Source organism: Ornithinibacter aureus, assembly GCF_009858245.1.
Taxonomy (GTDB): domain Bacteria; phylum Actinomycetota; class Actinomycetes; order Actinomycetales; family Dermatophilaceae; genus Fodinibacter; species Fodinibacter aureus.
Map to the genome: position 1 here is coordinate 3,044,123 of NZ_VMSB01000001.1, position 25,576 is coordinate 3,069,698.

The following is a 25,576-nucleotide window of genomic DNA, read 5'->3' on the forward strand; positions in this document are numbered from 1 at the left end:
GTGGGAGGGCGTCGAGGCAGCGGCTATCTTCCCTCTGCTGCGAAAGTCACAGAGGAACTCCCACACCGCGGCAGGGTCGGTGGTCGTCGTGATGGTGCTCTGGATGCCGGGCATGCTGCTGAGTCTCCGATGGGTATCAGCTCAACCGGTCGGCGGGCAGGTGCCACGCCTGGAAGAGCCGTGCGGGGGACCCGGGTCGTCATCCCCTTCAACATCTGTGCGGTCGGTGACGGATGTGCCAGCGTGGCTTACAGTCGCAGTGTGAGAAGACGCGGATCACCGAGCAAGGAACGGGCGCCGCGCTCTTCGGGTACACCGAGCTGTCCGGACGGGTCCCGGGCGGGCAGGCGGAGCACCTCCCGGTCCACCAGGCCGACGGCACCCACATCAAGCTCCCCGACTACCAGCCCGACGAGCGGTTCGTCTCCCTGTCCCACGGGCTGCCCACGGCGTGGCAGGCGGTGGCGTACGCCGCACCCGCCTTCGATGACACCCTCGTCGTCCTCGGGCTGGGCCCGATCGGCGACATGGCCTGCTGGGTCGCCCGTCGGCGTGGGGTCGGCGACGAACGAGGTGACCAAGGACCTGCCGGCGGCCTGGTCTCAGCGGATGATGAAGGCCTTCGGCAGCGACCGACTGGCGCGACGGACCTCGAGGTGACGACGGTGACCACGGGCGTGCCCGACGGCATGTCCCGTGCCCCCGAGCCGGTGCGGCGCCTGGCCCGCACGGTGGTCGAGCGCGGGTACACCTGGTATCCGGTGGAAATGACCTCGCCCGGTTGGGGCGATCGCCTGTATGGCGCCCGCACACACATCGGCGAGGTGCGCCTCTGGTCGCACCGCCTGTCGTGGGGTGCGACGCTCGGGGCCCCGGGTGTGCCCGTCTTCGTGGACGCCGGCATCTGGGACGCGTGTGCCACCGGGGAGGTGCTGGGCGTGGCTCGACCCCCCATCGGGGAGCAGGTGGCCTGGCTGGAGGGGCTGCTGGCCGCCCGGTCGCTGCCGCCGTACGACGTCGAGTGCCTCACCCGTCTCGAACGTGAGCGGCGCGAGCAGCCTCCGGCGTACACCGGCCTGCCGTTGGCCATCATCCTCATCTCCTCGATCGCGCTCATCGTGGCGATGGCCTGGGCGAGTCTGGCGCTGGACATGGTGGGGCTCCGCGTCATGGCCTCGGGTGCCTCCGCGGCGCTGCTGGTCTGGCTTCTGCGTCCTGTCGCGGCCCACCGCGCCGCCCGGCGGGCGCGGCAACGGCGCCAGGAGGGTTGACCGCACGCGGAAGGCGTCTGGTGTCCACTGACCCCCTACCCATACCGGGGGTCGCAACTGGGGGAGCCGAGGCGTCCAAACGGCCGTTCCGCGCTGACTGACACCGAAGACCGGTTCGATCCCGGGACCGATGAGTGGCCGCTCGACGGGTACCGTGGCTGTGTCAGGACCCCGGAGAGGACGGACGGACATGATGGTCCGCGCACGAGCGACCGTCGACGAGGACCGCCAGTGCCGGGACAACCCTTCCTGATCGTGCCGGCGGGGGCGCACATGATGACCGGGGGTCGGGGTAGGGCGGAGTAGTTACCTCGTCCCCACCGGGCTGCAGGACCCCGTGTGCCCGCCGACCGGCCCGGCAGGTCAAGGGCCCTCGGCCGCCGAGGTGTGCGCCGCCGAGAGCGCAGATCCGATGGCTCACCACCAATCCATGACCCGAGGAGCGAATGACGTGACCGAGCCGAACGGACCGAACCCGTGGTCGGTGGGGGTCTGGGGCGACCCTGACCTGGCTGCTCACCGCACGCGCCGCGCGCGGTGACGTTGCGGCGTCGCTTCGCCTGGCGAGGGAGACCGAGGGCGTGGCGACCTCGTGGGGGTCGGACACGTGGCGCGTGCTCGTCGCCTTGGCAACCCTCGGTGCCGTCGACCTGACCACGGCGCGCACGGTCGAACCGCACTGACGCCGTCGCCATCGACGCGGACAGCGTCGTCCCCGAGGACTGGCTCGTGCGGCAGCTCGCGTGGGCGGAGCAGGGCCTCGACCTCGTCGTCGGGACGGTCCAACCCGTTGCTGTCCCGGACCTTGGCGCGCTCGAGGTGCCAACACGGTGCGCACGAGAAGGGCGTGGACGGCGACGACCAGTTCGACGACGAGGACGACGAGCACTGATATCACGGGGCGGGTGGACACCGTAGCGGGGGAGAGCGCCAGGGCGGTGGTTCACAGGTCGAACACTGCTGCGTTGGCGACGAGGAGTGACTGGTGGTGGATGCAGCCACGATGCCCTGCGCTTGCTCGATGCTCGTGATGAACGGGACCTTGCGCCTCACGAACTCCACCGTGGTGAACTGGTTGACGATGAGGGTGCCAAGGGTCTCGGCCGAGATCCCGGTGCCCCCGGCGATAGGGAAGATCGGTGTCGCCGGCGGCGCGCTCACGACCTCATCCGTTCGCGGACTCCACGAGGACGACGACGAGCGTTCGCGGGCCGTGGACGCCCTCGACGCGTTCGAGTTCGATGTCGCTCGTCGCGCTGGGTCCGCTGATCCACGTCAGTGGTCGGGCGCCCTCGGGTCCGGGCCGCAGCCTGGCCACCGACTCGGGAACGTCGTGCACGACCTGGTCGGCCCGGATGACGCACACGTGGGTGTCCGGCACGAGCGTCAGCTCGCGCCGCCCCTGGTCGGGCCGGTGGTCCAGGACGATCGTGCCGGTCGTGGCGACGCCGACCGCGGATGCCGTGACGACGGCATCGACGTCGTCGCGGGCGAGGTGCGTGGTCGCCTCGTCGTCGGACAGCACCCGGGCGACCCCCTCGGCGGCCGCCCGCCACGAGGGGTCCAGGCCGCTCGGGACGACGACGGTACGGCATCCGTGGTCGCTCAGCGCCCCGGCGACGGCGGCAGCGACCCCTGACGGGCCGACCCGCACGACCTGCGCGCGGTAGTCGGCGACGTTCTCGGCGAACAGCTCGAGGGTCTCGGCCTCGCCCGGGGAGGTCTCGTCGACGACGACCACGGGGCCCCGGTCGTCGGGGGTGGTGTCGATGTCGGAGGTCGCCCCCCTGACCCGGGCCAGGATCTCGTCGCGCGCGCTCATCGGTCGTCCTCTCCTCGTTCGCGGGCCCACCACTGTCGGAAGGACTCCGTGGGTAGTGTGGGCAGGTCCCTGGCATTGGTCCAGGCGCCGAGCCCGGGCACGGAACGGACCGTGCGCGTGCCGACGACACGGCCTGCGGTCGCCGCCGCCTTCTGCGCCCCGGCCAGTCGTTTGGGGTCCGACAGCACCCAGGCCGCGGCGCGCATCGCAGCGGACTCGGCGGTGCGCCCTTCCTGCTCCACGACCTGCCCGCGCAGCTCGACGAGCAGCTCGGGGATGTTGATCCGTACGGGGCACGCGTCGAAGCACGCACCGCACAGGCTGGAGGCGTAGGGCAGTGACTTGTCGATCGTGCTGGCTGTCCCCCTCAGCTGCGGGTTGAGCACGGCGCCGATCGGGCCCGGGTACACCGAGCCGTAGGCGTGCCCGCCGGTGCGCTCGTAGACGGGGCAGACGTTCAGGCACGCGGAGCAGCGGATGCACCGCAGCGCTTGGCGGCCGACGCGGTCGGCGAGCACGTGGCTGCGGCCGTTGTCCAGGAGGACGACGTGCACCTCCTGGGGTCCGTCGCCTTCGTGGACGCCCGTCCACATCGTCGTGTACGGGTTCATCCGCTCCCCCGTGCTCGAGCGTGGAAGCAGCTGGAGCATCGGTGCGAGGTCCTCCCAGGAAGGGATGACCTTCTCGATGCCGACGACCGAGATGAGCGTCTCGGGCAGGGTCAGGCACATCCGGCCGTTGCCCTCGGACTCGACGACGACGAGGGTGCCCGTGTCGGCGACCGCGAAGTTCGCCCCTGAGACACCGACCTTGGCGCGCAGGAACTTCTCGCGCAGGTGCAGCCGGGCGGCCTCGGCGAGCCGGGCGGGGTCGTCGGTGAGGTCGTCCGGGGCGGGGCGGCCGACGGTCCCCATCTCGCGCAGGAAGATCTCGCGGATCTCGCTGCGGTTGCGGTGGATCGCCGGGACGAGGATGTGGCTCGGCCGGTCGTGTCCGAGCTGGACGATGAGCTCGGCGAGGTCGGTCTCCCACGCGTGGATGCCGGCCGCCTCCAACGCCTCGTTGAGCTCGATCTCCTGGGTCACCATCGACTTGACCTTCACGACCTCGTCGACCTCCTTGGACCGCACGATGTCCAGGACGATCCGGTTGGCCTCCTGGGCGTCGCGGGCCCAGTGCACCGTGGCGCCGTTCGAGGTCAGGCTGGCCTCGAGCTGCTCGAGGTAGTCGCCGAGGTGGGTGAGCGCCTCGTCCTTGGCCTCGGCGCCGGCGACCCGCAGTGCCTCCCACTCGGGGACCTCGGCGACGACCCGTTCGCGTTTGCCGCGGATCGTGTGGGTGGCGTGGCGCAGGTTCTTGCGCTGCTGGGTGTTGGCCAGCGCCGCGCGGGCGGCCTGGGGGAACGTCGGCATCCCGACGAAAGTGGCAGACGTCTGCTGCAGCGGCCCGGGTGTCGTGGTGCTCATGCCTGGTCCTCCTCGGTGGAGGCGAGGACCTCGGCCAGGTGCATCCGGCGCACGCCGGAGCGTTGCCGGCCGAGGAGCCCGCCGATGTGTGCCAGGCACGAGTTGTCGCCGGCGACGAGTACTTCGGCGCCGGTCTCCAGGACGTGCCGCACCTTGTCGGCGCCCATCGCGATGGAGACGTCGGCGTTCTTCATGGCGAACGTGCCGCCGAAGCCGCAGCACTCCTGCGCGCCGGGCAGCTCGACGAGGTCGATGCCGCGCACAGCACGCAGCAGCTGGAGGGGCCGGTCGCCGACCCGCAGCATCCGCAGGGAGTGGCATGTCGGGTGATAGGTGACCCGGTGGGGGAAGTAGGCCCCGACGTCGGTCACGCCGAGCACGTCGACGAGGAACTCCGACAGCTCGTACACCTTCGGCGTGAGGTGCTCGACCCGGCTGGCGAGCCGGTCGTCACCGACCAGCTCGACGATGCCCGGATGCTGCTCGCGCACCGAGCCGACACAGGAACCCGACGGTGCCACGACGGCGTCGTAGCCCTCGAAGACGTCGACGAAACGGCGCACGAGCGCACCGGCCTTCGAGCCGTATCCGGTGTTGGTGAGCATCTGCCCACAGCACGTCTGCTCCATCGGGAACTCCACGCGGCAGCCGAGCCGCTCGAGGAGGCTGACTGTGGCCTTGGGTGTCTCGGGCCACATCGTGTCGTTGAAGCAGGTCGCGAACAGGGCGACCTTGAGGTCGGCGACCGGGCGGGCGGGGGCGCTCACGGGAGCATCCAGGCCAGGACGGTCGACTGCAGTCCGACGAGCAGGCACATGGCGATGATCAGTCCGATGCTCCATGGCAGGACCTTGCGAAGGATGTCGGACTCACGGCCCACGAGACCCACGGCGGTTGCCGCGATGGTGAGGTTCTGCGGGCTGATCATCTTGCCGACGACTCCGCCGGAGGTGTTTGCGGCCACGAGGAGGGTCGGGTCGATGCCGGCCGTCTCGGCGGCGCTCTGCTGCAGCGTGGCGAACAGCGCGTTGGCGCTGGTGTCCGAGCCGGTGACGGCGGTGCCGATCCACCCGAGCGTCGGGCTGAGGTAGGCGAACAGGGCGCCGGTCGCCGCGATCCAGGTGCCGATCGTGATCGTCTGGCCGGAGAAGTTCATGACGTAGGCCAGGGCGAGCATCGAGGCGACGGTGAGGAAGGCGTAGCGCATCTTGTGCGCGGTGGCCCAGGCCTCGGCGCCCCATCCGGCCAGTCCGATGCCGTAGACGAAGGCGACGATGAGCGAGCAGATGAGGAGCATCGTGCCCGGCGAGCTGAGCCAGGACAGCGTGTACGTCGTCGCGGCGCTGGGGGTGCCGGCGATCGTGAGGACCTCACCGGACAGCCCCGGCCAGGGGATCTTGACATCGGTCGTGGTCAACCACTCCTTGACCGGTGCGATGAGCTTGGCGATGGCGAAGACGACGATGACGAGCAGGTAGGGGAACAGCGCCATCGTGATCCGTCCACGGGTCAGGCCCCGGGCCCGCTCCTCGAGCTCGGCACCGGACACGACGTAGTCGGTGACGGGGCCGGCCCCGGCCGAGCCGCTGGACGTCTCGGGACCGCCGGCCATGGCGAACTCGCGCTCTCGCTCGGTGTGCAGGGTCTCCAGTGCCTCCTCGCGGCCGCTGGGCTGCCACACCTTGAGGAAGAGCACGGCTGCGGCAAGACCCGCGAGGGAGGCGATGATGTCGGTCAGCTCGACGGAGATCCAGGTCGCGGAGATCCACTGGAAGATCGCGAACGTCAGGCCGACGACGACCGCGATCGGCCAGGTCTGGCGCACGCCGCGTCGGCCGTCGGCCATGAGGACGAGCAGGAGCGGGACGAAGGCCGCGAGGATGGGGGTCTGGTGGCCGACGTACGCGCCGATCTCCTGGTACGGGATGCCGGTGAGGTTGCCGGCGGTGATGATCGGGGTGCCGACCGCGCCGAACGCGACGGGCGCGGTGTTGGCCAGGAGCACGACGGCTGCGGCGCGCAGCGGCGAGAAGCCCAGGGCCATGAGCATGACACCGGTGATCGCCACGGGGGCGCCGAAGCCTGCCAGCGCCTCGAGGAGCCCACCGAAGCAGAAGGCGATGATGATCGCCTGGACGCGGGGGTCGTCGGAGATGAGGTGGAACGTCGCACGCAGGTCCTCGAACCGGCCCGAGCGGACCGTGACCTGGTAGAGCAGGATCGCCGTGAAGACGATCCACATGATCGGGAAGAGACCGAACGCGGCACCCTGCGTCGCCGAGAGCACGGCGAGACCGAGCGGCATCCCGAAGAACACGGAGGCCACGACGATGGCGACGGCGACCGCGGTGAGGCCGGCCCAGTGGGCCTTCCACCGCAGGACACCGAGGGTGAGGAACACCGTGATCAGGGGGAGCAGGGCCACGAGGGCCGAGATCGCCAAGCTGTCCGCCACCGGGGAGATATCCGGCTGGAAGGCGGCGGGCACGAGGGGCAGAGCAGTCATTGGTCCTCCGAGTCGCACGACATTGGGCTCGATCCTCAATGGTCAGACCATTGCGGTTGGGAAGACGATAGGGCCAGCGAAGAGGGCCTGTCAATGGTCAGATCAACAAATTCCACCAATGGTCGGACCTCTCTGTCCACGGCGACCGGGCTAGTGCCATTCTTGGGGTGTGAATGACACCGTGGCACCCCTGGTAACACAGAACCCTCATCCCGCCGACGACCCCATCGCCGGCACCAGCCCCGCGGTTGAGGTCCCCACTGTCGAGGCAGCTCCCGGCGTCCGCGCGTTCGAGGTCGTGCTGACCTGGGTGGAAGAACGGATTCTCGCCGGTGAGCTAGGCGTTGGAGACCACCTGCCAGCCGAACGCGAGCTGGCACGGATGCTCGATGTCAGCCGGGCGGCTGTGCGCGAGGCGATCCGCACCCTCCAGGCTCAAGGCGTGGTCAGGTCGTCAGTAGGTGCGGGACCGGCCGGAGGCACCACCATCACCGCCGTTCCCAGCCACGCGCTGAGCCGACTGCTGCGCCAGCACGTCGCCCTGGCGAACTTCCCGCTGCCTGACGTCATCGAGGTCCGGGTCGCGCTCGAGCGCCTCAGCGCCCGGCTCGCGGCCACCCACGCCAGCGCCGACGACCTCGCGGCGATGCGCGACCTGCTCGACACCATGGACGACCCGGGCATCGACCGGGCGCACTTCAACGACTGTGACACGGCGTTCCACGTCAGTGTGGCCGCAGCCGCGGGCAACGCCCTGGCCCGCGACTTCACCGTTGCCATCCGCGAGTCGATGCGCCTACCCATCATGGACCGGTTCCGCACGCTCTACTCGTGGGACGCCGTCGCCCCCGCGCTCCGCCGCGACCACAAGGCGATCTACGCGGCGGTCGCCCGCGGCGACGGCACCGCGGCCGCAGCCCTGACGGAGCAGCACATCCGCTCCGCGTGGCACACCCTCACCGTCGCCAGCTCCACATGAGGGATCGGGAGCAGGTGGACCGGTGGGCAGAATCCGGTGCGCCGTGTCGGCAGCCGTTGCGCTGCGCGGTGCGAACCGGGCGCGTCTGCCACCGTCCCGACCAACCTCCGGACGCACCCGAACCCACGTCGGCCCTTGCCGCCAACCTCAGGTGAGCCTCAGCGGAGGCCGTGCCACATACGCTCACAAGCGTGCCCTGCACAGGGCGATCTGTGTCCATCCCTGGCAATTGGCGCGAGGGACTCAAAGACGAAAACCCGCTGCTCACAGCGGGTTTCGTGCGTGCCCCCGGGCAGATTCGAACTGCCGACACCTTCTTTAGGAGAGAAGTGCTCTTCCCCTGAGCTACGAGGGCGCACGCGACCACGGTCGCGAGCCACCACAGGGTACCGGGCATACTTCCCCGAATGACCACGGCGCTCACCCACGACCCCGTCCAGCAGCGGGTGGTGCGCACCCTCGCCGGCACCCAGGTCCTCGGCGGGGTCGGCCTGTCCGCCGGAGTGGCCGTCGGCGCCCTGCTCGCCGAGGACGTCTCGGGCTCAGCGCAGTTCGCCGGCCTCGGCGGCACGTTCCAGGTGTTGGGCGCGGCCCTCATCGCCATCCCGATGTCCCGCGTCATGGCCGCCCACGGCCGCCGCCCCGGCCTGGTCCTGGGCTACGTGCTGGCCGCGACCGGTGCGATCGGCCTCATCACGGCCGGGGTGATCCGCAACTTCCCGCTGCTCCTCGTCGCGAGCGTGCTGTTCGGCGGCGCCACGGCATCCAACAGCCAGGCGAGGTATGCCGGTGCCGACCTCGCGCACCCGCAGCACCGCGCGCGTGACCTCAGCATCGTCGTGTGGGCGACCACCATCGGCAGCGTCGTCGGCCCCAACCTCGTCGGCCCGAGCGCGCCGGTCGCGCGAGCCCTGGGTCTCCCGCTGCTCACCGGCCCGTTCCTGTTCTCGCTGCTCGGACTCCTGCTCGCCATCGCGGTCCTGCTCTGGCGGCTGCGGCCCGACCCGCTCATCGAGGCCCGGCAGCGACGGGTGGCCGACGGCGACGACTCCGGCGCGACCCACGGCTCGGTGACGCGGGGCCTGAGGGTGGCGGCCGGCATCCCCAACGCGCGCCTCGGCATCCTCACCCTGGCGCTGGGGCACGTCGTCATGGTGAGCGTCATGGTCATGACCCCGCTGCACATGAACCACGGCGGCGCCGATCTCGAGGTCATCGGCTTCGTCATCAGCATCCACATCCTCGGCATGTTCGCCTTCTCGCCGCTCACGGGCCTGGCCGTCGACCGCTTCGGCGGACGAGCCGTCGCCGTGCTGGGGTCGGCGACCCTGTCGGCGGCCGCGCTGCTGGCGTCGGCCTCACCCGAGGGGGAGTCGTGGACCCTGCTCCTGGGCCTGTTCCTGCTCGGCCTCGGGTGGTCGTGCACCCTCGTCGCCGGGTCGACCCTGCTCACCGCCGCTGTTCCCGCGCACGAGCGCCCCGGTGCGCAGGGGGCGTCCGACCTGCTCATGGGCCTGATGGCCGCGGGGGGCGGAGCGCTCGCCGGGGTGATCGTGCACCAGGTGAGCTTCGAGGCGCTGGCCCTCGGGGCCCTCGGCGTGGCGATCTCCATCGGCCTGGCCGCGGCACTGTCGGGCACTCGCGACGCCGCCACTCCGGTCGATTCCTGAGGTGGGATGCCGGGCGCGCGCCACGGCGCGCGTTCGGCACCCCACGCCGGTCACCCGGCATCCGGGACGTTGTTAGCCTGCACAGGTGACTGACGCGCCCCTCGACCCCCGGCGCGCCCGCGTGGACACCGCCCGCGCCGCCTGGACCCGCCACCTCGTCGACCTCGGCGGGCGCAACACCCTGCTCTGGTACCGCGACCTGCCGACCGGCACGCTCGACCTCACCACTGCGCACCCCGGCGGCGTGGCGATGCTGCTCGCGGGCAAGCCGACCAAGCTCTCCGACCTCGTGCGTGAGCCCGCCGCCCTCGACGAGGCCCGCCGTCGCGCCCGGGCGATCGCGGCCAAGACGCGCGAACTCGCCCAGGAACGCGGCATCCTCACCGGGTTCCTCGCCATCGGCATGGCGTCCTGGACGGTGCGCCTGCCCGACGGGCGCACCGCCACCCGGGCCCCCGCCGCCCCGGTCCTGCTGCGCGCCTGCACCCTGCGCGCGACCGGCGCAGCCCAGGGCGACTACACCCTCGACCTCGACGGCGACCTCGAACTCAACCCCGTGCTTGTGCACTACCTGGCCTCCGAGCAGGGCATCGGCCTCGACGCCGACGCCATCGAGGCGCTCGCCACCCCCGGCCAGACCTTCGACCCCTACCCCATCTACGCGGCGCTCGCGCAGGCCTGCGCGGACGTGCCCGACTTCGCGGTGACCCCCCGCCTGGTCCTCGGCACGTTCTCCTACGCGAAGCTCCCGATGGTCGCCGACCTCGCCGTTCAGGCCGAGACCCTGGCCGACCACGACGTCGTCGCGGCCCTCGCCGGCGACCCCGACGCGTTGCGCTCGGTGCGCTCCGACCTCGACCCGCAACGCCGCGACGTCGACGTCGACGGTGCGGCACCGGGGCGGGACGTCCTCGTCCTCGACGCCGACAGCAGCCAGCAGGAGGCCATCGAGGCGGTGCGCACCGGCGCCCACCTCGTCATCCACGGCCCACCCGGCACCGGCAAGTCGCAGACGATCTCCAACCTCATTGCGACCCTCGCCGCCGACGGCAAGCGGGTGCTCTTCGTCGCCGAGAAGCGGGCAGCCATCGACGCCGTCGTCGGTCGCCTCGACCGCGTCGGCCTCGGCGGGCTCGTCCTCGACCTGCACGCCGGTGCCCAGGGCCGTCGCCGTATCGCGCGCGACCTCGCCGGCGCCCTCGACCAGCGCTCCACCCTCGGCCGCCCGGCTCCTTCCGCAGTGGGGAGACCGAAGATCACGTCGGATGCCGCGGCCTCCCGCGTTGTCGACCCCACCTCCGCGCGGCGCACGACCGCAGCGGCCCTGACCGACCACGTCGGGGTGCTCCACGACCCGCGTGAGCCGTGGGGAGTGTCGCTGTACGAGGTGCAGGAAGCGGTCTGCGCGTTCGCCAGCACGCCGGTTCCGCCGCGTTCGCGGGTCCGGCTGCGCGGGGGAGAGCTCGCAACCCTCGACCGCGACGAGCTGACCTCGGCCGCCACGACGATGGCGACCCTGGGGTCGATCGCCGACTGGGACGGCCCGGGAGCCGACGACCCGTGGTTCGGGGCCGGCATCCGCACCGCAGACGAGGCCGACGAGGCCCGCACCCGGGTCCAGCGCCTCGCAGGCGGCGGGGTCGACGCCACGGCGAGCACCCTGGCCGACGTCTTCCGCGGCATCCGCCTGCCCGAGACGCCGACGAGCCGCGACTGGGGCAAGGTGCTCACGACCGTCGGTCAGGTGCGCGACACCCTCGAGGCCTTCCGCCCCGAGGTCTTCGACATCCCGCTCGACGACCTCGTGACCGCCACCGGGGACAGGGCCTACCGGCGCGCCGTCGGCTCCGACCTCGGCTGGATCGAGCGGTGGCGGCTGCGGCGGCAGGCCCGTGCCCTGCTGCGCCCCGGTCGCCCACCGGCGAGCCTGCACGCGGCCCTGGCTGCTGCTAGCGAGCAGCGCATCGCCTGGCGCGAACTGGCCGGCTCCGGCGGTCGGCCCGAGATCCCGGTCGAGCTCGACCGGGCCCGGCAGGCCCACGCCGCCCTCGTCGACGACATCGCCTGGCTGGACGAGCGACTGCCCACCAGTGAGCCCACGGCGGACGACCGAAACCCTGGCGCGCCCGGCGACCACCCTGCTGCACGCACCGGGCTGACCCCGCTCGTCGGCCTCGACCTCCCCGCGCTCCAGGCCCGGGCCGACTCGCTGGCCGCCCGCCTGGACCGCCTCGCCGTGGCACCCACGGTGAGGGGCGCGCTCGACGAGCTCACGGCATCCGGACTGGGCCCGCTCGTCGACGACCTGCGCACGCGCGCGGTGCCGGCAGAGCAGGTCGGCGTCGAGGTCGAGTGGGTGTGGTGGTCCTCGCTCGCCGAGGAGATCGCGACCCGTGACCCGCGGGTGGCGGCACACGACGGTCGGGCGCTGACACGCACCGTCGCCGAGTTCGCCGAGAGCGACCGCGCGGTCGTCGCGGGCAACGCCGACCGGGTGCTCGCGGCCGTCGGTGACCGCATCGCCCAGGTGCTGCGCGATCACCCCGAGCAGGAGACCTTGCTGCGTGCCGAGGGGGCCCGGGCCCGACGGCTCGCACCGCTGCGCGACCTCGTGACGCGGTGCCCCGACCTCGTCCTCGCGGTTGCGCCCTGCTGGGTGATGAGCCCGCTCGTCGTCGCGTCGGTGCTGCCGCCGGGGCAGTGGTTCGACGTCGTCGTCTTCGACGAGGCCTCGCAGATCCCGCCCGCAGAGGCGGTGTCGGCGATCTCGCGGGCCCGCCAGGTCGTCGTCGCCGGGGACTCGCGCCAGCTGCCGCCGACGTCGTTCTTCACGACGGTCAGTGATGGTGAGGCTGCGGCCGTCGGCGCCGACGAGGCGATCACCGAGGGGGCCGAGTCGATCCTCGACGTGCTCGCCGCCGCGCTCCCGAGCCGGCGCCTGACCTGGCACTACCGCTCCCTCGACGAGCGGCTCATCGCGTTCGCCAACGCCGAGGTCTACGAGGGGTCACTCGTGACCTTTCCCGGCACCGGGGTCGACCCCGTGGTGCGTCACGAACTGGTCGACGGCGTCGGCATGGTCGCGCAGGGGGAGGGGGCCGTCGAGACGACCTCGGCGGAGGTCGACCGCGTGGTCGAGCTCGTGCTCGAGCACGCCCGGACCCGACCGGAGCGTTCGCTGGGCGTCATCGCGCTCGGTATCACCCACGCCACGCGCGTCGAGGATGCCGTGCGCCGCGCCATCGGCGGGCTCGACGACGAGGCGCTCGCGTTCTTCGACGAGGACCGGCCCGAGGCGTTCTTCGTCAAGAACCTCGAGCGCGTGCAGGGCGACGAGCGCGACGACGTCATCCTCACGGTCGGCTACGGCAAGACCCCCCACGGCCGGGTGCTGCACCGGTTCGGCCCGCTCAACACCGAGGGCGGGGAGCGCCGCCTCAACGTCGCCATCACCCGGGCCCGCCGGTCGATGACGGTCGTGTCGTCGATCGCGGCGGGTGACCTCGACCCGGCCCGGCTCAAGGCGCGGGGGGCCGTCATGCTGCGTGACTTCCTGGCGTACGCCGCGACCGGATCGCTGCCCGGGTCGGTGCCGCCGTCGGATGCCGGTGCGTCGGCTTCGCCGGTCGACTCACCTGCCGCTGTGAACGGGTCGGATGCCGCGGATGCTGCGGATGCCGGCACGCCCGGTTCGCCGGTCGATGTCCACGCGGCCGTGGTGGTTGCCGGTGGCTCGCGGTCTGTCGTGCTGGCCGACCTCGCCCGCCAGCTGCGCGGGCACGGCCTGGTCGTCCACGAGGGTGTCGGCTCCTCGGCGGACCCCGTCGACCTGGCCGTCGAGGACCCTCGCCGCCCGGGTCGGCTCGTGCTCGCGGTGGAGTCCGACGGGCCGCAGTACGCGGCGATGCGCACCACCCGCGACCGCGACCGGCTGCGCGCGGAGCAGCTGGAGCGGCTCGGGTGGCGGCACCTGCGGGTGTGGTCCACCGACGTCTTCCGTGACCCGGCGCGCGATGTCGCCCGGATCCTCAAGGCCGTGGGGGTACGCGATGCCTCAGGGGAGTGACCCCACCCCGGGGGAGGGCGCTGACGTGGGAGCCGACGGAACTGACACGGCATCCGATGTCGGACAGTGGCAGGTGCCCGGCCAACCCGAGCGCGAGAAGCTGGCGCCGCCACCGGCCGAGGGCCTACCCGGGCCGGGCAGGCGCACGAAGCGTCGGCGGGCCGTGCGCAGCGGCACCAACCCGTCGGCGGAGGACCTGCCGGACGTCGTGCCGCCCCGCGAGGAGCCTGCACCGGGCGAGAGTGCGCACGAGCGCTGGCTGCGCGAGCAGCGCCCACCCCACTGGGAGTAGCTCCCCCCACCGTCTGGGAGCACCCCCCCAAAGACTTCGTGCGACTTCCTTACCGATTGTCGGCCGGATCAGGCTCGAACCGGTACGCACGTCGCACGAAGTCGGTGCTGTACCTGGAGCGACCTATTGGTCGATCTGGGTACGTGGCCGGGCGGACGTCTGGGTGCACAGCCGGAGGGGATTCGCGGTGCGTGGCCGGACGGACTTCTGGGTCCGTGCCCGGGGGGCGCTGGTCGGCGGGGCCTAACTCCCGTCGCAGATCCTTGCTCCGGATGCGCGCCGTTGCAGCAGCGCACATCCGGAGTAAGGACTCACATCGGGAGTAAGGATCTGCGACAAGCCGGACTGGGTCAGGCGCGGCCGCGCAGGAGGGCGTCGCGGATCTCGGTGAGCAGCACGGTGTCGGCGTTGGGGGCCTCGTCCTCTTCCTCGCTCTTGACGAACTTGGCCTTGGCCAGCTCGTACGGCTTGACGATGAAGAAGTAGACGATGAAGGCCATCAGCAGGAAGGCCACGAGGGCGGTGAGGAACGGGCCGACAGTCGACATGCCGAAAGGCGTCCACTCATCGAAGCTGGGCGCCCCGCCGGCCTTGGCGAGGAGTTCGACGATGACGTCCGTGAAGGCCTTGACCAGGGTGGCAAAGGCGGCGCCGATGATGAACGCGACGGCGAGCTCGATGAGGTTGCCGCGCAGGATGAAGTCCTTGAAACCCTTCATGGGTTTGCTCCTTGGGTGGTTGAACGATGACCAACGAATGTGGGCAGGGCTGCTGCCCGCGCCGACAAGCGTAGACGTGCCCTGCGCTCGGTCTTGCATCGAGCGACCCCGCCGGCAGCCGCTCCCGGGGTGCACGACGTCGGATTCCCTCCGGTCACCGCCGTCAGCCGCGCGCGGAGTGGCTGGAGTGCAATACGTCGGATGCCGTCCGGCCAAAGACCTCAGCCGGTGCCGACGACGGTGACAGTGACCGGGCCGTCGAGGGCGCCGTGCCCGCGCAGCACAGCGTCGGCCTCGGCGACGGTCAGCGACAGCACGACACCGCGTGGGGCTGACTCACCCGCAAGGAGCACTCCACCCGGCGCCACGAGCGGGTCGACGGCGAGCACCCGCGCACCCACGGCGAGCGGGGCGCCACCGGCCACCGGGTAGACCCGAGCGGTGGCCCCCACCGGCAACAGGTCGACCGAGGCAGGGTCGGCCGCCACCACGTGCAGCGCCACCCGACCCGGGGGAAGACCGTCGACTGCCGCCCGCGGAACCAACCGGCTCGCCGTCAGCGCCTCGCCCGTGACCAGGCCCGCCGCCACCCGGCGCCCGAGCGCATCCGACGGTGACGCGATTGCCCCGGGCTGGGCTGCCTCCACAGGCACCCGCGCCGGGCGCACGTCGCCATCGGCCAGCACGGCACCCGCAGGGACCTCGCGGGCAGCCACGAGCACCATCACCGTCGGGGCAGGTGCAGGCCGGGCCGCGCTCGTCGCGAGCACGACGGCGCAGGCGGCCAACCCGGCCGAGAGCACGCGTCGCACCACCCGGCGCCGCCACTGGGCTCGCCGGCCGGAGCCGGTGACGGAGGGGAAGGGACGAGGGACGCGTGTCATGGCCCGACGCTAGGCGCGCCGGGACGGCATCCGGGATCTCAGGCCGAGGCTGTGGACGACGAGGTCTTCGTCGCGGTGCCTGTGGACGACGACCCCGCTGAGGGCGCGGTCTTGCCCTCCGACGAGCCACCACCCGAGGTGGACGACTCCGAACTGCCCGAGTCGCCTGACGAGGCGCTCGACGACCCGTTCGAGGACGAGCCCGCCGTCACCGAGGACCCCGAGCGGGAGTCGGTGCGGTAGAACCCGCCACCCTTGAACACGATGCCGACCGCGTTGAAGACCTTGCGCAGGCGGCCCTCGCACTCTGGGCACACGGTGAGCGAGTCGTCACTGAACGACTGCACCGCCTCGAAACGGTGGTCGCACTCGGTGCACGCGTAGGCGTACGTGGGCACGGTGGTCCTCCTGAAGTCCGGCGACGGGGTGGGGTCGAGCAGAAAGCATCACGGCCCGACCGGTGCGGCGAGCCAACACCCAAGGATAAAGGACGCCCGGCAGGCCCCCGAACCGGCGACCAGCCGGCGCCGAACGCGCGACCAACCGGCGCCGAGCCTGCTACCACCCGGCCAGGCGCCCGCCACGGCTCACTGCCTGAAGGCGCTTCTCGGTGTCGTCCCGCACCGCCTGTGGGGCCACGATGAGTACCTGGTCGCCGTGGCGCAGCACGTCGCTCTCGCGGGGCACGAACGACGTGCCCCCACGGACCGCCAGGGACACGTTCGCCCCGACCGGCAGGCGCAGCTCGAACACCCGCACGCCAGCGATCTTCGACCCGGGCCCGACGTCGATCTCGAGCAGGTCGGCTCCGAGTTCCTCCAGCGGGGTGGCGTCGACGGCCAGGTCGACCTGGTGGTGCCCGTCACCGACCCCCAGCTTCCTGGCCACCCACGGCAGCGTCGGCGCCTGGATGATGGTGAAGACGACGACGAGCACGAAGACGAGGTCGAAGATCCACTCGACTCCCACGGCCCCGACCGTGACGGGCACCGTGGCCAGCACGACCGGCACCGCCCCCCGCAGCCCCGCCCACGATAGGAACGCCTGGGTCTGCCACGACATCCCGAACGGGGTGCACGAGGCGATGACCGACAACGGGCGCCCGAGCAGGAGCAGCGCGGTGCCCACCACCAGAGCGGGCACGAGTACGTCGTCGAACCCGCTCGGCGAGGCGAGGAGCCCGAGCAGCACGAAGAGTCCGATCTGCGCCAACCACCCGATCGCCGTGGCGAACCCGGTCACCGCCGGGCGGTGGGGCAGGCGCAGGTTGCCCAGCACCAGCGCGGCGAGGTAGCAGGCGATGAACCCCGAGGCGTGCACCACGTCGGCCGCGGCGTAGGCCAGCACCGCCACCGCGATGACCCCGATGGCGAACAGGGCCGACGACGTGGTGGCGACCACCCGCAGCAGGCGCGCGCCGCCGTACCCGATCGCGAGCCCGATCAGGCTCCCCCCGGCGAGCTCGAGCAGGGCGATCACCCCGACCTGCCACCACGGTTCGGGTGTCGCGCCAGGGGCCAGCGACGCCGCGAGCGCGGTGACGATGAGCACCACCGGCGCGTCGTTGAACCCCGACTCCGCCTCGAGCATCCCCGAGATCTGGCGGGGGAGCGGCACCCGGCGCAGCACCGAGAACACCGCCGCGGCATCCGTCGACGCGAGCACTGCGGCCACGAGGAACGCAATCTCCCACGACCACCCGAGCAGCAGCTTGGCTGCGACCCCGACGACGACGATCGAGACCCCGACCCCGACCGTCGCGAGCACCGCCGCCGGCGCCACGGAACGGCGGATGCCGGACCACCGGGTCGTCAGACCACCCTCGACGAGGATGAGGACCAGCGCCGCGTAGCCGAGCACCTGGGTCAGCTGTTGCGAGTCGTAGGTGATGCCGAAGCCGCCCTCGCCGAGCAGCACCCCGATGCCGAGGTAGATGAGCAGCGACGGCAGGCCCGAGCGCACCGACAACCGCACGGCCGCGACCGAGACGACGAGCACGATGCTGCCGACGAGCAGGGCCAGGGTGAGGTCGTGCAGGTCGAACCCGGAGGTGGCACCACCGTCCGCAAACGGCATGGTCCAGGTCTGTCGCACGGCCCGTCCTCGTGTCGTCGTGTCGCGGTGTCCTAGTCTCGCAGGGTGAGTCGAGTCGTCGTCGTCCGTCGTGTCCTTTTGGGACTCATCGCCGTGCTCGTCGTCGCGGCCCTCGTCGCCGGGGTCGTCGTCACCACCACGGTGCGTGCGTCGCTGCCGAAGACCACCGGAACCGCCGACCTGCCCGGGCTGGGAGCCGACGTCTCCGTGCTGCGCGACGACAGCGGCATCCCGCACCTCTACGGCGACAGCATCACCGACCTCGCGCGTGCCCAAGGGTACGTCCACGCGCAGGAGCGCTTCTTCGAGATGGACCTGCGTCGCCACGTCACCGCCGGGCGCCTGGCCGAGCTCGTCGGCGCCGACGGCCTCGAGTCCGACAAGGTCATTCGCACGATGGGCTGGCGCCGGATCGCCGAGGAGGAACTGCCCACTCTCAAGCCCCAGACACGTCAGGTGCTCCAGGCCTACGCCGAGGGGGTCAACACCTACCTGCGCGGTCGCAGCCCCGGCGACGTCGCGGTCGAGTACACCCTGCTCGGCCTGCGCCTGCCCGACGTGACCATCGAGGAGTGGACGCCCGTCGACAGCATCTCGTGGCTGAAGGCGATGGCCTGGGACCTGCGCGGCAACTACGAGGACGAACTGGCTCGGGCGCGTCTCAGCGGGCGCCTGTCCCCGGCGCAGATCGCCCAGATCTACCCGCCCTACGACTCGACCGCCCGCCCGCCGATCCTGTCGAACCAGGAGTGGTCACCCACGGACGAGGGCCGCCCGGTGAGCTCGTCGGTGCCGTCCGCGCTCACCGACGCCGCGGCATCCACATCAACGACGTCGGATGCCGTGACGTCGCCCCGGGCGGCCGCGGCACCTCGCGCGGCCGCGGCACCCGCGGCTGCTTCGGCGTCGGCGGACGACCCGGTCGTGTCCGCCACCGCCCAGCAGGCCTACGCGTTGGTCCAGGATGCGCTGGACGCGGTCCCGCAGCTCCTCGGCCGCGGCGAGGGCATCGGGTCGAACTCGTGGGTGGTGGCCGGTTCCCGCACGAGCACCGGCAAGCCGCTGCTCGCCAACGACCCGCACCTGGCGCTGGGCCAGCCCGGCGTCTGGATCCAGAACAGCCTGCGCTGCCGGACGGTGTCGAGCACCTGCCCGCTGGACGTCAGCGGCTTCTCGTTCGCCGGTGTGCCCGGCGTCATCATCGGCCACAACGCCGACATCGCCTGGGGGATGACCAACCTCAAGCCGGACGTCACCGACTTCTACCTCGAGCGAGTCGTCGGCGACACCTATCTGCGCGACGGGGACTGGGCGCCCATCACCTATCGCGAGGAGGTCATCAAGATCAGGGGTGGTGCCGACCAGCGGATCACCGTGCGCAGCACCGTGCACGGACCGGTCATGTCGGACGTCGTCGAGGGGGCCAACGACGCCGGCGGGCGGGCCCCGACCCAACAGGAGGGTGATGAGAACGAGACGTATGCCGTGTCGCTCGCCTGGACGGGGCTGATCCCGAGCCGCACCGCGGACGCGATCCTCGACCTCGGCCTGGCGACGAACTTCCAGGAGTTCCGCGAGGCGGCCAGCTCGTTCGCGGTGCCCTCGCAGAACCTCGTCTACGCCGACACGGAGGGCAACATCGGCTACCAGGCGCCCGGGCAGGTGCCGATCCGGCGCTCCGCCATCCCTCGTGCGGCGCCGGGTTTCTGGCCCGCCCCCGGCTGGGACTCGGCCTACGACTGGACCGGGTTCGTGGCGTTCGAGGACCTGCCGTGGGCCCTGAACCCCACGGACGGGGTGATCGTCGCCGCCAACCAGGCCGTCGTCGCGGGCGAGACCCCGTTCCTCACCACCGACTGGGACAGGGGCTGGCGCTCCACCCGGATCGCCGAGCGGCTCTCGGGGCTGAACTCGATCTCCCCCGTGGAGATGGCGGCGGTCCAGCTCGACGACCAGGACCCGTTCGCGAAGGTGCTCGTCCCGGCGCTGCTCGGGGTCACTCTGGAGGCGTCCGAGGGTGACCAGATCAGCCAGGAGCTGCTCGACTTCACCCGCGAGGCGCGCGAGCTGCTGCGTGGGTGGGACTACACGACGCCCGCGGGCGACTCGGACGCCGGGGCCTCGGCCGCCTACTACAACGCGGTGTGGCGCAACCTCGTGAAGTCGCTCTTCGACGACGAGCTGCCGGTGGGCCTGAAGTCCGACGGCGGCTCGCGCTGGCGGGCAGCGGTCACCGACCTGCTCGATGACCCCGACAGTGCCTGGTGGGACAACAAGCTGACCCCGAACATCACCGAGAGCCGCGACGAGATCCTGCGTCAGTCCCTCGTCCAGGCCCGCCTCGAGCTGACCCGTGAGCTCGGCAAGGACCCCGGACAGTGGCAGTGGGGCAAGCTGCACCGCCTGACACTGGAGCACGCGGTGCTCGGCGGCGAGACGATGCCGGGCGCCGTGCGCTGGCTGGTCAACGAGGGGCCGTTCGACGTGCCCGGCGGGTCGGCCATCGTCAACGCGAACTCGTGGAACGCGAGCCTGGGGTACGAGGTGACGGCCGGCCCGTCCATGCGGATGGTCGTCGACCTCGCGGACCTCGACGGGTCGACGTGGATCAACTCCACCGGCGTGAGCGGTCACCCGGCGGATGCCCGCTACGCCGATCAGGTGGAGGACTGGGTCTCGGGCAAGCAGCGGCCGTGGCCGTTCTCCGAGGATGCCGTCCGCGCCCAGGACCCGGACGTGCTCACCCTGCGCCCCGAGGGCTCGACCACGGGCTGATCCCGAGGTCGACCAGCCCCTCGGCGGTCAGGACGGCGTCGACGCCACGGTCGTGGGGCTCGCGCGGCAGCGGTGCGTCGTCGACGGCGACGAGTTCCCCCGGGTGGAGCAGCACGACGGTCGGTGGCTGGGGGTCGCACCGCGTGAGGGCCCGGTCGTAGCACCCTCCGCCCTGACCCATCCGCGTGCCCGAGTGGTCGACGGCCAGGCCGGGCGCGAGGACCAGGTCGACGCGCGCGACGGCGTCGCGGCCCAGCGGCTGCTCGTCGGGGTCGGCGGCATCGTGCCAGTCGAGGTCGAGGTCGGGCAGGGTGATGGGCAGCAGGACCCGGATGCCGCGCTCCGCCAGCATCGCGTTGACCCTCGCCGTGGGTGGTTCACCGGGGATCGACGCGTACGACGTGACGACCGAGCCCCGGCCCAACCCCAGCGTGTCCACGAGAGCGCCCACGTGCCCGGCGAGGTCGCGGTCGTCCCGGGCGGTGTCGCGGGCTGCCGCGAGGTCGCGTCGGCGCGCTCGCAGGCTCGCCCGCCGGGCGGTCTTGACCGGATCACGTGCCATGGCAGGCATCGTAGGCTGCGGGCATGACGACGCAGGGGCTTGAGGCGGCCACGGAGAAGATGCGTTCGGCGGGGGTTCCCGGGGTGGCGATCGACGTGTTCAGCCGGTTCCACGAGCAGGTGCGCTCGCAGGTGACCGGGCTGATCCCGGAGGACAGCATCAGCCCCCTCGAGCAGGTCACCCGCCTCGACGACGTCGTCGCGGGGTCTGCCGGTGCGATCGACGACGTCGCGATCCGGGAGGCGCTGGGGCGCACCGTGATCGTCAAGCTCAACGGCGGCCTCGGCACGGGGATGGGGATCCGGGGGCCCAAGTCGGCCCTGCCGGTGCGCGACGGCCTGACCTTCCTCGACATCATCGCCCGCCAGGTCCTGGCCCTGCGTCGACGCCATGACGTCGAGACCCCGTTGCTGCTGATGAACTCGTTCCGCACGCGCGAGCAGTCCCTGGACATCCTCGGGCGCTACGACGACCTGCCGGTCGACGACCTGCCGCTGGACTTCCTCCAGAGCATGGAGCCCAAGCTGCGCGCCGACGACCTCTCCCCGGTGCAGTGGCCGGATGACCCCGAGCTCGAGTGGTGCCCTCCCGGTCACGGCGACCTGTACGTCGCGCTCTACACCTCGGGCCTGCTCGACCGCCTGCGCGAGCGCGGTTACCGCTACGCCTTCCTGTCCAACGCCGACAACCTCGGCGCCACGTGTGAGGGCGCCGTTCCCGCGTGGATGGCCGAGAACGGCATCCCCTACGTCACCGAGGTCTGCCCGCGAACGCACAACGATCGCAAGGGTGGGCACCTCGCCGTCAGGCGCAGCGACGGACGGCTCGTACTGCGTGACAGCGCGGCGGTCGCGCCCGGCGAGGACCACTACTTCCAGGACACCGAGCGTCACCCCTGGTTCCACGCGAACAACCTCTGGATCGATCTCGACGTCCTCGCACGGCACCTCGGTGAGCGCGGCGGCATCCTCGGTCTACCGATCATCGTCAACCGCAAGACCGTCGACCCGACCCGGCCGGACAGCACCCCCGTCATCCAGATCGAGTCGTCGATGGGGGCAGCGGTCGAGCTGTTCGAGGGCTCGCGGGCGCTGGCCGTCGATCGCAGCAGGTTCCGCCCCGTCAAGACGACGAACGAGCTGCTGCTCATCGGCTCGGACCTCTACCGGCTCACCCCCGAGTGCGAGGTCGAGTCGACGATCACCCACCCGGAGCCGTTCATCGACCTCGGCCCCGCCTACCGGCACGTCGAGGGGTTCGAGCAGCGGTTCCCGCGCGGCGTCCCGTCGATTCGTGAGTGCACGAGCCTGCGCGTGGAGGCGGACGCGACGTTCGGCGCCGACGTCGTGTGCACCGGCGACGTGCGGGTGACCGGGGGAGTGCGAACGATCCCCGACGGGGCACGCCTCGAGGGGGACGTGTGATGCGCACGCTTCAGGAGCACCGGGCCGCCGTGCTCGCCCTGGTCTCGCCGCTGCCGGCCACCCCGGTGCCCGTGGTGGCTGCGCTCGGGTTGGTGCTCGCGCAGGACGTCACGGCCCGGGTCGACCTGCCCGGGTTCGACAACTCGGCGATGGACGGCTACGCCGTGCGTGCCGGCGAGCTCGCCGGTGCGAGCCGCGAGAACCCCGTCGTCCTGCCGGTCAGCGGCGACATCGCCGCCGGCGACACGACACACCACGTCCTCGCGGCCGGCCACGCGATGCGGATCATGACCGGTGCGCCGTTGCCCGAGGGTTGCGACGCCGTGGTGCCGGTCGAGCTCACCGACGGTGGCTCGCGGGAGGTCGCGCTGTTCCTGGACCCGGATGTCGGGCGTCACGTCCGCCGCCGCGGCGAGGACATCACCGCCGGGTCGGTGGTGCTGCGCGCCGGCACCCGGCTCACCCCGGGGCACCTCGCGATCGCGGCGGCGGCCAATCTCGCCGAGCTGCCCGTCCACCCGAGGCCGCGGGTCACCGTCGTGTCCACCGGTGACGAGCTGGTCGCCCCCGGATCCGCCCTCGCGCACGGGCAGATCGTCGACTCCAACCACGTCATGCTGCGGGCCCTGGTCGAGGCGGCCGGGGCCGAGGTCGCGGCCGGGGTGCACCTGCGCGACGAGGTGGATGCCGTTCGCGCCCTCGTCGACGCGCCTCCCGGCTCGCCCGACCTCGTCATCACGAGCGGCGGGGTCTCGATGGGGGTGTACGACACCGTCAAGGAGGTGCTGTCCGCCGACGGTGGCGTCGACTTCGTCAAGGTCGCGATGCGCCCGGGGATGCCGCAGGGCAGCGGACTGCTCGGTGCGCACCGCACCCCGGTCATCACCCTGCCCGGCAACCCGGTCAGCTCGTTCGCCTCGTTCCACGTCTTCGTCCTGCCGGTGCTGCGTCGCCTCGCCGGGCTCGACCCCGACGACGACGGTTCCTTCGAGGCGCAGGCCGGCGTCGGGTGGCCGACGGTCGCCGGCAAGGTCGAGCTCACGCGCGTGACGGAACGGTCCGGGCAGGTCTCGCCGTCGGGCGGGCAGGGGTCGCACGTGCTCGGTGCCCTCGCCGCGGCGACGGCGCTCGCCGTGGTGCCGGCCGACGTCGAGCACGTCACCGCGGGGAGTCTCGTGCGGTGCCTGCCGCTGCTGGGGCAAAATCGCCCGCGTGACTGACTCCACCAGCAAGGCCCGCACCACGTCGGGGCTCACCCACGTCCGGGCCGACGGCACCGCCCACATGGTCGACATCTCCGCCAAGGAGGTCACCGCCCGGCGGGCCGCGGCATCCGGCATGGTCCTGCTGTCGGCAGCGGCCGTCGCGGCGCTGCGCGGTGGCGCGGTCCCGAAGGGGGACGCGCTCGGCGTGGCCCGGGTCGCCGGCATCCAGGCCGTCAAGCGCACCCCCGACCTCATCCCGCTCGCGCACCCCGTCGTGGTGCACGCCGTCGAGGTCGACCTCGACGTCGTCGACGAGGGGGTGCGCATCAGCGCCGTCGTCCGCACCGCCGACCGCACGGGTATCGAGATGGAGGCCCTCACCGCGGTCAGCGTCGCGGCGCTCGCGCTCGTCGACATGGTCAAGGCGGTCGACAAGCACGCCCGCATCACCGACATCCGGGTCACGGCGAAGTCCGGCGGACGGTCCGGCGACTGGGAGGAGCCCGACGTCTCGGATGCCGTCGCGACCGGTTCGAGGTCGGCGCGCCACGGGCCGCGCCCGCCGACCCCGTCGCTCGCCGGGGCGCGCGCGGTGGTCATCACGTGTTCGACCCGCGCCGCCGCCGGGGTCTACCCCGACCGCGGTGGTGCCGTGCTCGTCGAGACCTTGCGTGCGTGGGGTGCCGAGGTGCCTGACGCGCTCGTCGTGCCCGACGGCCCGTCGGTGGGGCGCGCGCTGGCCTCGGCCCTCGCCACCTCGCCCGACCTGCTCGTCACCACCGGCGGCACCGGGTTGACCCCGACCGACGGCACCCCCGAGGCGACGCGGCCCCTGCTCGACTACGAGGTCCCGGGGCTGGCCGAGGCGATCCGGGCCCGGGGGGTGGCCAAGGGGGTGCCGACAGCGGTGCTCTCACGGGGTCTGACGGGTGTCGCCGGGCACACGCTCGTCATCAACCTGCCCGGTTCCAGCGGTGGGGTCCGCGACGCCCTGGGTGTGCTCGCGGAGGTGCTGCCGCACACGCTGAGCCAGGTGCGCGGCGGCGACCACTGATGTGGGATGCCGTTCGCCGGGGGGCGGCTCGGCTCGCCGGTGCGGGGGGCGACTCCGTCGGCGGCGCCGGTGGTGAAGGGACGGCGCAGGGTCGGGACGGTGACTCCGGCGCCGGCATCGAGTGGCCGTTGCGGCTGACCGGGCGCACGCCGCTCGGCACCGACCTCGTGCTGCGGCCGCTGACCGTCGCGGACGAAGCGGTGTTCCACTCGGTGCGCCGGGCCAACGCGGCCTGGCTCGGGCCCTGGGACGCCACCTCACCGGACCCCGCGGCGCCCCTGCGCGGGTTCGCCGAGCTGGTGGCGCACTACGACGCGGAGGCCCGCGCCGGCAGGTCGATGCCGTTCGTCGTCGAGGCGGAGGGGCGCCTCGTCGGACAGCTGTCGATCGGCGGCATCATGCTCGGGTCGTTCCGCTCCTGCCTCGTCGGGTACTGGGTGAGCCGCTCGGTCGCCGGTCGGATGGTCATCCCCACGGCGCTCGCGGTCGCCGGCGACCACGCGATCGACGCGCTCGGGCTGCACCGGATCGAGGTCAACATCCGCCCCGAGAACACCGCGAGCCTGGCCGTCGTGCGCAAGCTGGGCTTTCGGGACGAGGGGCTGCGGCTGAACTACCTGCACATCGACGGGGCATGGCGAGACCACCGTTCGTTCGCGCTGACGACCGAGGACCTCGACGGTGAGACCCTCACGGACCGGCTCACCCGCCTGGCGGCCGCACGGTCGGCGCCGGAGACGCTGCCCGGCATCCGCCCCCACATCGACCAATAGGTCACTGCGGGTAC

At 72.1% G+C, this 25,576-nt stretch carries 19 protein-coding genes and 1 tRNA gene; 10 read left to right on the forward strand and 10 right to left on the reverse strand.

The features are described from left to right. Window positions 1-233: 233 nt before the first annotated feature. The gene (locus C8E84_RS18450) at window positions 234-1,271 is read left to right on the forward strand and encodes an MDR/zinc-dependent alcohol dehydrogenase-like family protein (protein WP_159903192.1); all 1,038 of its coding nucleotides are present in this window, start codon (window positions 234-236) and stop codon (window positions 1,269-1,271) included. A 1,165-nt stretch (window positions 1,272-2,436) separates the two neighbouring features. Here C8E84_RS18450 and C8E84_RS14520 read toward each other — a convergent pair. From C8E84_RS14520 to C8E84_RS14535, 4 genes are read right to left on the reverse strand one after another with little or no spacing between them, the layout of a single operon-like run. Next, window positions 2,437-3,093, reverse strand: a complete 657-nt coding sequence (locus C8E84_RS14520) for a LutC/YkgG family protein (protein WP_159903194.1) — start codon at window positions 3,091-3,093, stop codon at window positions 2,437-2,439. Further along, window positions 3,090-4,559: a LutB/LldF family L-lactate oxidation iron-sulfur protein gene (locus C8E84_RS14525; protein ID WP_159903196.1), complete on the reverse strand. Its 1,470-nt coding sequence runs from the start codon at window positions 4,557-4,559 to the stop codon at window positions 3,090-3,092. The genes C8E84_RS14520 and C8E84_RS14525 overlap by 4 nt, the downstream gene beginning before the upstream one ends. After that, the gene (locus C8E84_RS14530) at window positions 4,556-5,326 is read right to left on the reverse strand and encodes a (Fe-S)-binding protein (protein WP_281348949.1); all 771 of its coding nucleotides are present in this window, start codon (window positions 5,324-5,326) and stop codon (window positions 4,556-4,558) included. Before C8E84_RS14530 ends, C8E84_RS14525 begins: the two co-directional genes overlap by 4 nt. Continuing rightward, on the reverse strand, window positions 5,323-7,065 hold the full coding sequence (locus C8E84_RS14535; RefSeq protein WP_159903200.1) for an L-lactate permease: 1,743 nt from the start codon (window positions 7,063-7,065) through the stop codon (window positions 5,323-5,325). The genes C8E84_RS14530 and C8E84_RS14535 overlap by 4 nt, the downstream gene beginning before the upstream one ends. Before the next feature lie 169 nt (window positions 7,066-7,234). On the opposite strand from C8E84_RS14535, the gene C8E84_RS14540 reads away from it, so the two are divergent. Continuing rightward, window positions 7,235-8,044, forward strand: coding sequence for a FadR/GntR family transcriptional regulator (locus C8E84_RS14540; protein WP_246196962.1), 810 nt, complete (start codon window positions 7,235-7,237; stop codon window positions 8,042-8,044). A 283-nt stretch (window positions 8,045-8,327) separates the two neighbouring features. On the opposite strand, the gene C8E84_RS14545 is transcribed toward C8E84_RS14540, so the two are convergent. Further along, window positions 8,328-8,399, reverse strand: a tRNA-Arg gene (locus C8E84_RS14545). Window positions 8,400-8,451: 52 nt separating this feature from the next. Here C8E84_RS14545 and C8E84_RS14550 point away from each other — a divergent pair. From C8E84_RS14550 to C8E84_RS14560, 3 genes are all read left to right on the forward strand, one after another. Continuing rightward, entirely contained in the window at window positions 8,452-9,714 is a 1,263-nt protein-coding gene (locus tag C8E84_RS14550; protein WP_159903202.1) for an MFS transporter, read from the forward strand. An 85-nt stretch (window positions 9,715-9,799) separates the two neighbouring features. After that, a complete protein-coding gene (locus C8E84_RS14555; protein ID WP_159903204.1) occupies window positions 9,800-13,780 on the forward strand; it encodes an AAA domain-containing protein in 3,981 nt (1,326 codons plus the stop codon). Window positions 13,781-13,805: 25 nt separating this feature from the next. Beyond that, window positions 13,806-14,072, forward strand: coding sequence for a hypothetical protein (locus C8E84_RS14560; protein ID WP_159903206.1), 267 nt, complete (start codon window positions 13,806-13,808; stop codon window positions 14,070-14,072). Window positions 14,073-14,422: 350 nt separating this feature from the next. Here the strand turns inward: C8E84_RS14560 and mscL are convergent, their stop codons facing one another. The 4 genes from mscL to C8E84_RS14580 form a co-directional block, all read right to left on the reverse strand. Then, complete coding sequence (gene mscL, locus C8E84_RS14565) at window positions 14,423-14,791, reverse strand: large conductance mechanosensitive channel protein MscL (protein WP_159903207.1); 369 nt, start codon at window positions 14,789-14,791, stop codon at window positions 14,423-14,425. A 221-nt stretch (window positions 14,792-15,012) separates the two neighbouring features. Continuing rightward, window positions 15,013-15,675: an SAF domain-containing protein gene (locus C8E84_RS14570; RefSeq protein ID WP_159903209.1), complete on the reverse strand. Its 663-nt coding sequence runs from the start codon at window positions 15,673-15,675 to the stop codon at window positions 15,013-15,015. Window positions 15,676-15,713: 38 nt separating this feature from the next. After that, complete coding sequence (locus C8E84_RS14575) at window positions 15,714-16,073, reverse strand: FmdB family zinc ribbon protein (RefSeq protein ID WP_159903211.1); 360 nt, start codon at window positions 16,071-16,073, stop codon at window positions 15,714-15,716. Window positions 16,074-16,233: 160 nt separating this feature from the next. After that, complete coding sequence (locus tag C8E84_RS14580) at window positions 16,234-17,751, reverse strand: potassium/proton antiporter (protein ID WP_159903213.1); 1,518 nt, start codon at window positions 17,749-17,751, stop codon at window positions 16,234-16,236. A gap of 63 nt (window positions 17,752-17,814) precedes the next feature. Between C8E84_RS14580 and C8E84_RS14585 the strand changes: the two genes are divergently transcribed. Further along, entirely contained in the window at window positions 17,815-20,544 is a 2,730-nt protein-coding gene (locus C8E84_RS14585; RefSeq protein ID WP_159903215.1) for a penicillin acylase family protein, read from the forward strand. Here C8E84_RS14585 and C8E84_RS14590 read toward each other — a convergent pair. Beyond that, window positions 20,510-21,106 (reverse strand): 5-formyltetrahydrofolate cyclo-ligase, encoded by a 597-nt coding sequence (locus tag C8E84_RS14590; RefSeq protein ID WP_246196963.1) that lies wholly within the window; start codon window positions 21,104-21,106, stop codon window positions 20,510-20,512. The genes C8E84_RS14585 and C8E84_RS14590 overlap by 35 nt on opposite strands. Before the next feature lie 23 nt (window positions 21,107-21,129). Between C8E84_RS14590 and C8E84_RS14595 the strand changes: the two genes are divergently transcribed. From C8E84_RS14595 to C8E84_RS14610, 4 genes are read left to right on the forward strand one after another with little or no spacing between them, the layout of a single operon-like run. Next, entirely contained in the window at window positions 21,130-22,530 is a 1,401-nt protein-coding gene (locus tag C8E84_RS14595) for a UTP--glucose-1-phosphate uridylyltransferase (RefSeq protein WP_159903219.1), read from the forward strand. Beyond that, on the forward strand, window positions 22,530-23,750 hold the full coding sequence (locus tag C8E84_RS14600) for a molybdopterin molybdotransferase MoeA (protein ID WP_159903221.1): 1,221 nt from the start codon (window positions 22,530-22,532) through the stop codon (window positions 23,748-23,750). The genes C8E84_RS14595 and C8E84_RS14600 overlap by 1 nt, the downstream gene beginning before the upstream one ends. Further along, a complete protein-coding gene (gene moaCB / locus C8E84_RS14605; protein ID WP_211675610.1) occupies window positions 23,743-24,789 on the forward strand; it encodes a bifunctional molybdenum cofactor biosynthesis protein MoaC/MoaB in 1,047 nt (348 codons plus the stop codon). The genes C8E84_RS14600 and moaCB overlap by 8 nt, the downstream gene beginning before the upstream one ends. Then, complete coding sequence (locus C8E84_RS14610; RefSeq protein ID WP_159903223.1) at window positions 24,789-25,562, forward strand: GNAT family N-acetyltransferase; 774 nt, start codon at window positions 24,789-24,791, stop codon at window positions 25,560-25,562. The genes moaCB and C8E84_RS14610 overlap by 1 nt, the downstream gene beginning before the upstream one ends. Window positions 25,563-25,576 lie beyond the last annotated feature (14 nt).